General features: G+C 36.0%; 3 protein-coding genes. 2 read left to right on the forward strand and 1 reads right to left on the reverse strand.

Annotated elements, in window-relative coordinates; genetic code table 11:
* The first annotated feature begins 854 nt into the window (after positions 1 to 854).
* Together ACFIL8_RS07510 and ACFIL8_RS07515 are read left to right on the forward strand one after the other, a co-directional pair.
* A complete protein-coding gene (locus ACFIL8_RS07510) occupies positions 855 to 2,069 on the forward strand; it encodes an NADP-dependent isocitrate dehydrogenase (RefSeq protein ID WP_375613103.1) in 1,215 nt (404 codons plus the stop codon).
* Between the two features lie 118 nt (positions 2,070 to 2,187).
* The gene (locus ACFIL8_RS07515) at positions 2,188 to 3,615 is read left to right on the forward strand and encodes an MFS transporter (RefSeq protein ID WP_375613104.1); all 1,428 of its coding nucleotides are present in this window, start codon (positions 2,188 to 2,190) and stop codon (positions 3,613 to 3,615) included.
* A 44-nt stretch (positions 3,616 to 3,659) separates the two neighbouring features.
* Here the strand turns inward: ACFIL8_RS07515 and ACFIL8_RS07520 are convergent, their stop codons facing one another.
* Entirely contained in the window at positions 3,660 to 4,859 is a 1,200-nt protein-coding gene (locus tag ACFIL8_RS07520) for an MFS transporter (protein WP_375686142.1), read from the reverse strand.
* Positions 4,860 to 5,155: the final 296 nt, after the last annotated feature.

The following is a 5,155-nucleotide window of genomic DNA, read 5'->3' on the forward strand; positions in this document are numbered from 1 at the left end:
TAGCGGTTAGGACATCGCCCTTTCACGGCGGAAACAGGGGTTCGATTCCCCTTGGGCGTACCATGTTTCTTTTTTCTATGTGTAATATATTCATTTTATTTGTGTTTTTAAAAATGAGGGATGCATAAATAAAAATGAGGGAATAAGATTTTAAAAGGAATCTCTTCGTAAAAAGGATACAAGAATCATTAGGTGATTAATTTCTTTGTTGCATTTCGAGGATAGTGCTTTACTGCGCATAGTTAATAACAATAAGAATCGATAAAACATAAGAATTAGAAGATTCTAGCTCGCGATACGGTAATTTTATAAGTCATATTCTTGCGTATGCTGTTAATTTTTAAATTAAAACCAGCCGCATCATTTATACGTTTTTTTCAACCTTCAAAATTGAAGTTTATCTCAAACGCATTTTATATGAAGCATTTCTAATTACAGTGCCTTTGTTATCACATTAAACTTTTTATAAACAAACAGACCGTAAGCTTAGAATTGAAATAGCAATATAAAAATAGTTTCTTATTCACCTAACACAACAAATCAAGAAACTATAATTCAGAATACGATCAACTTATTAAATGGAATCTCTGATAATAAAAACGCATAATCCCCGTCCCTCGGTGATCTAACTACCTTATCTATTAAACAGATTCTTCATCAATCATAGAATAATTATAGATTTGCAAACACATCACTTCTTTTCAAAAATTAAACCCTCCAACAAAATTTTACACTCTATTGATAATATATTCTAAAAGCTCATATTTGAATGCTTTTTTCCCTTGTTTTTACTTTTCATTATAAACTTGAAAGTGTTATACAAGTAGTATCGCTTAAAAGAAAAAGGATTTCTAATGGTAAAGATCAAAGTAGAAAACCCCGTTGTTGAACTTGATGGGGATGAAATGACCCGCATCATCTGGAAATATATCAAAGATAAATTAATCCATCCCTACCTCGACATTGATCTAAAATATTATGATCTTTCCGTCGTAAATCGTGATGCAACCAATGATCAGGTAACTATCGATTCTGCCAATGCTATCAAAAAATATGGGGTTGGTATAAAATGCGCAACCATCACACCTGATGAGGCACGCGTTAAAGAATTTAACCTAAAAAAAATGTGGAAATCACCTAATGGCACAATCCGCAATATTTTAGGAGGAGTCATTTTTCGCGAACCCATTATCTGTAAAAATGTCCCTCGCCTTGTTCCTAACTGGACAAAGCCAATTATTATCGGACGTCACGCTTTTGGTGATCAATACAAGGCAACAGATTTTAAATTTCCAGGAAAAGGGAAATTAAGTATTAAATTTGTCGGTGATGATAATCAAGTTATTGAACATGATGTTTTTGATGCTCCAAGCGCAGGGGTTGCCATGGCTATGTATAACCTTGATGAGTCAATTCGTGATTTTGCCCGCGCATCCTTTAATTATGGACTACAACGGAATGTTCCAGTTTATCTTTCAACAAAAAATACCATTCTAAAAACTTACGATGGTCGTTTTAAAGATATCTTTCAAGAAATATTCGATACGGAATTTAAAACTGAATTTGAAAACCGTAAATTATATTACGAACACCGTCTTATTGATGATATGGTTGCTTCTGCATTAAAGTGGTCAGGTGGATACGTATGGGCATGTAAAAACTATGATGGTGATGTCCAATCTGATATTGTTGCCCAAGGCTTTGGTTCTCTGGGTCTCATGACTTCTGTTCTCATGACACCTGACGGCAAAATTGTTGAAGCAGAGGCAGCACACGGCACTGTAACACGCCATTATCGTCAGCATCAAAAGAATGAAGAAACATCAACGAACTCTATTGCATCTATTTTTGCATGGACGCGTGGACTAGCGCACCGTGCTAAACTAGATAACAATGAGAAGTTAAAAAACTTTTCCACGACATTGGAAGAAGTTTGTATTAAAACCGTCGAAGAAGGTTTTATGACCAAAGATCTCGCACTTTTGATTGGGCCTAAACAAAAGTGGCTTTCTACAACAGGTTTCCTCGATAAAATTGATGAGAATCTCAAAAAAGCAATGGGCAATTAAGTTATTACTTAAATTAAAATTCAAAGCTCTAAACAGAGCTTTGAATTTCTCTTGGCAAATTCAAAGAAGTACCTTATAAGTAAAAAGAGGATAGATTTTTATTAAATAGCAAACAACAGTGAAAAAACAGGGCTGGTCTGCGCTTTTATTGGGTAAAAATGGTCTTTGCTTTTTAACGTTTACAGGTGGAGTTGTGTTACACGCCACCAACGTTTATATTGTTATTACTATTTTACCCTCTCTTATGAATCATATTGGCAGTGAAATATATTATTCTTGGGTGGCTACTGTCTTTATTACAGCTTCACTCGTGGGTACTTCACTTGCAACAAAAATATTAGGGAAATTAGGTCCTCGCAATGCGTATGTTATTTCTGGACTTATCTTCACCCTAGGCACTTTTATGTGCAGCATTTCTTCATCTATGCCATTGTTTTTAATAGGACGCTTTATTCAAGGATTTGGAAGTGGTTCTTTGTTATCCCTATCCTATTCCATGGTACGGATTGTTTTCAGCCCATCTTTATGGTCACATGCATTAAGTATTATCTCTGGAATGTGGGGAATATCAACCTTGTTAGGACCAGCAATCGGGGGGCTTTCTGTATATTATGGCCTATGGCGAGCATCCTTTTTGATCATTGGCGTATTAGCTATATTTTTCTCACTCATCGCCTTTAAATTTTTACCAAAAAAGAATGAAAACGATGTTCCAACACCCCCTCTTCCTCTTCTCCAGCTTTTCACACTCAGCTTATTGATTTTTATTATTTCTGTTGGAGGGGCTATGGAGTCTACAATAGCAAAAATTTGCGGATTAGTTATCGGACTTAGTCTTCTTTTTGTTCTAGCAAAAATCGAATCATCTACCCCTCATCCTATGTTGCCCCGCAAATCCTTTTCTTTCTCTTCTGAAATCTTTTCTGTTTACGCATTGATACTCGTTATGACAACAGTCGTATACAGTATAGAACTTTATTTTCCACTTTTTCTTCAAGAGCTTCATGGGCAAGCTCCACTTATTGCTGGTTATATAGCAGCACTTATGAGCCTAGGGTGGACATGTGGAGCCATCTCAAGTGCTGGTCTCTCCACAAAAAAAATTCGCAACATCATTGTATACTCGCCCCTATTAAAACTGTTAGGCATAATGATTCTTTTATGGCTCATCCCAACAGAAGTTTCCGCGCTTGAATATATTTTTATTATTTGCTTAGCACTGTTTTCTATTGGAATCAGTGCGGGCATAGCATGGCCACATTTGCTCACAAGGATCTTACAATGTGCAAATGATGAAGATGCTCTCCGTGCCAGTGAATCCCTTACCTCTGTACAACTATTTTCAGCGGCCTTAAGTGCAACTCTAGCAGGAGTCATCACCAATCTTGCAGGCCTCTTTAATCCTGGAGGAACAATAGGAATGATCTTAGCAGCAAAAACTCTTCTTATAGTGCTCATGGGTCTTTTATTTTGTCTTGCTATTCCATTAGCACTGCGCATTTCTTACTTCATATTGAAAAACCCAACAGGACATTCCAATAACTAAAAATAAATATAAAAATTCCTTCTTCATTTAAAAAATGAAAAATATTAAGCATGCTTCTCCATATACCATGAGACGCAAAAAACCATTAATCCACACAAAGTTAGAACACTTCCTAAAACAGCTGTATATTCATAATTATAGCCCAATTTTAAAACTAATGCTCCAGATTCTGCACCAAGAGCGTTGGCAATATTAAAAGCAGACTGCATTAATGCTCCTGCCAAAATCTGTCCCTGTAGTGCAACATCCATAATTTTTGTTTGTATAGAAGGCATAGCAGCAAAAGAAGTTCCAACAAAAAAGCATCCTATTGCCGCTGTTAACGGAGCATAGGATAAAAAGAAAAAAAGAAAAAAAACAAATACGCTCCAAAGCATAGAGAAAAATATCATCGGTGAAATGCCAATTTTAACAGCTAATTTAGGCCCCAAGAGATTTCCTATCACCATTCCCAATCCAACTAACGGCATAATAAATGGTACCCACTCAAGTGAAACACCAGAAATATGCATTAATGTTGGCTTGATATAAGTGAAAACAGAAAATAATCCTGACGCTCCCACCGAAACCATCAACAAAAGAAGCCACACCTGCTTTTGCTTTAATACACCCATTTCTTGCAAAGGATTCGTTTTTGGAAAACTTGAATCACAAGGAAAAAAATTCCAAATAAGCAAACAACATAATAAAGCGATCATCCCCACAAGGACAAAAGCAATCTGCCAACCAATAAGTTGACCAATCCAAGTAGCACTGGGTGCTCCCAAAACGGTTGCAATTGTTAAGCCAAGCATAACATATCCAACAGCTTTAGAACGTTCTTTCATTTCTACCATTGAAGAGGCAACCATAGCCGCAAGTCCAAAATAGATTCCATGGGGAAGTCCACTGAGAAAGCGTAATACTACTAATATGCTAAAATCAGAAAAAAAGGCACTAGCAATATTTGCTAAGGCATAAAAAAGCATTAATCCCATCAAAACAGTTTTGCGTGATACCTGAGCTGTTGCCACAGCTAAAAGAGGTGCTCCAATCACAACTCCTAATGCATAAGCAGAAATATATTGACCAGCGGTAGGAATATCAACATAGGAACTTCGTGCCATCTCTGGCAGTAGCCCCATTGCGACAAACTCTGCAGTACCAATAGCAAAACTCCCCACGGCAAGAGCTAAAATTATTAAACGCCGTATTCTCGAATCAATTCCCAACGCAAGAACCTTTTGTTGATAAAAATCCTTCATACTATCACTTCTGGATAGAAGTTTTAACTGTAAATATCTGTAATACACACAAATAAAAATTCAAAACATTGTTATACGCATGCCCAATAGTCCCAAATAAAGTTTTAGAAATATTTTGATATATAAAGCATTTTATGGAGTTTTAAGTAAGATTCTTTAATGAAAAACCTTTGAAAACCTCAAGGTCACAGACGTATTCACCTATTTTTATCAGATCTGCCAGATAATAAACTTTGTCTCCTCTTTTCAGCCATTGTAATTTTACAGTGAAAACTTTATTTTGCAACGATATACTA

The sequence above is a fragment of the Bartonella sp. AP57NXGY genome, assembly GCF_042195805.1.
In the GTDB taxonomy this organism is placed as follows: Bacteria; Pseudomonadota; Alphaproteobacteria; order Rhizobiales; family Rhizobiaceae; genus Bartonella.

Excerpts from the sequence above, each read along its gene's own strand:
- ACFIL8_RS07520 (WP_375686142.1), bottom strand. The coding sequence starts at position 4,859 with ATGAAGGATTTTTATCAACAAAAGGTTCTTGCGTTGGGAATTGATTCG.
- ACFIL8_RS07510 (WP_375613103.1), top strand. The coding sequence starts at position 855 with ATGGTAAAGATCAAAGTAGAAAACCCCGTTGTTGAACTTGATGGGGAT.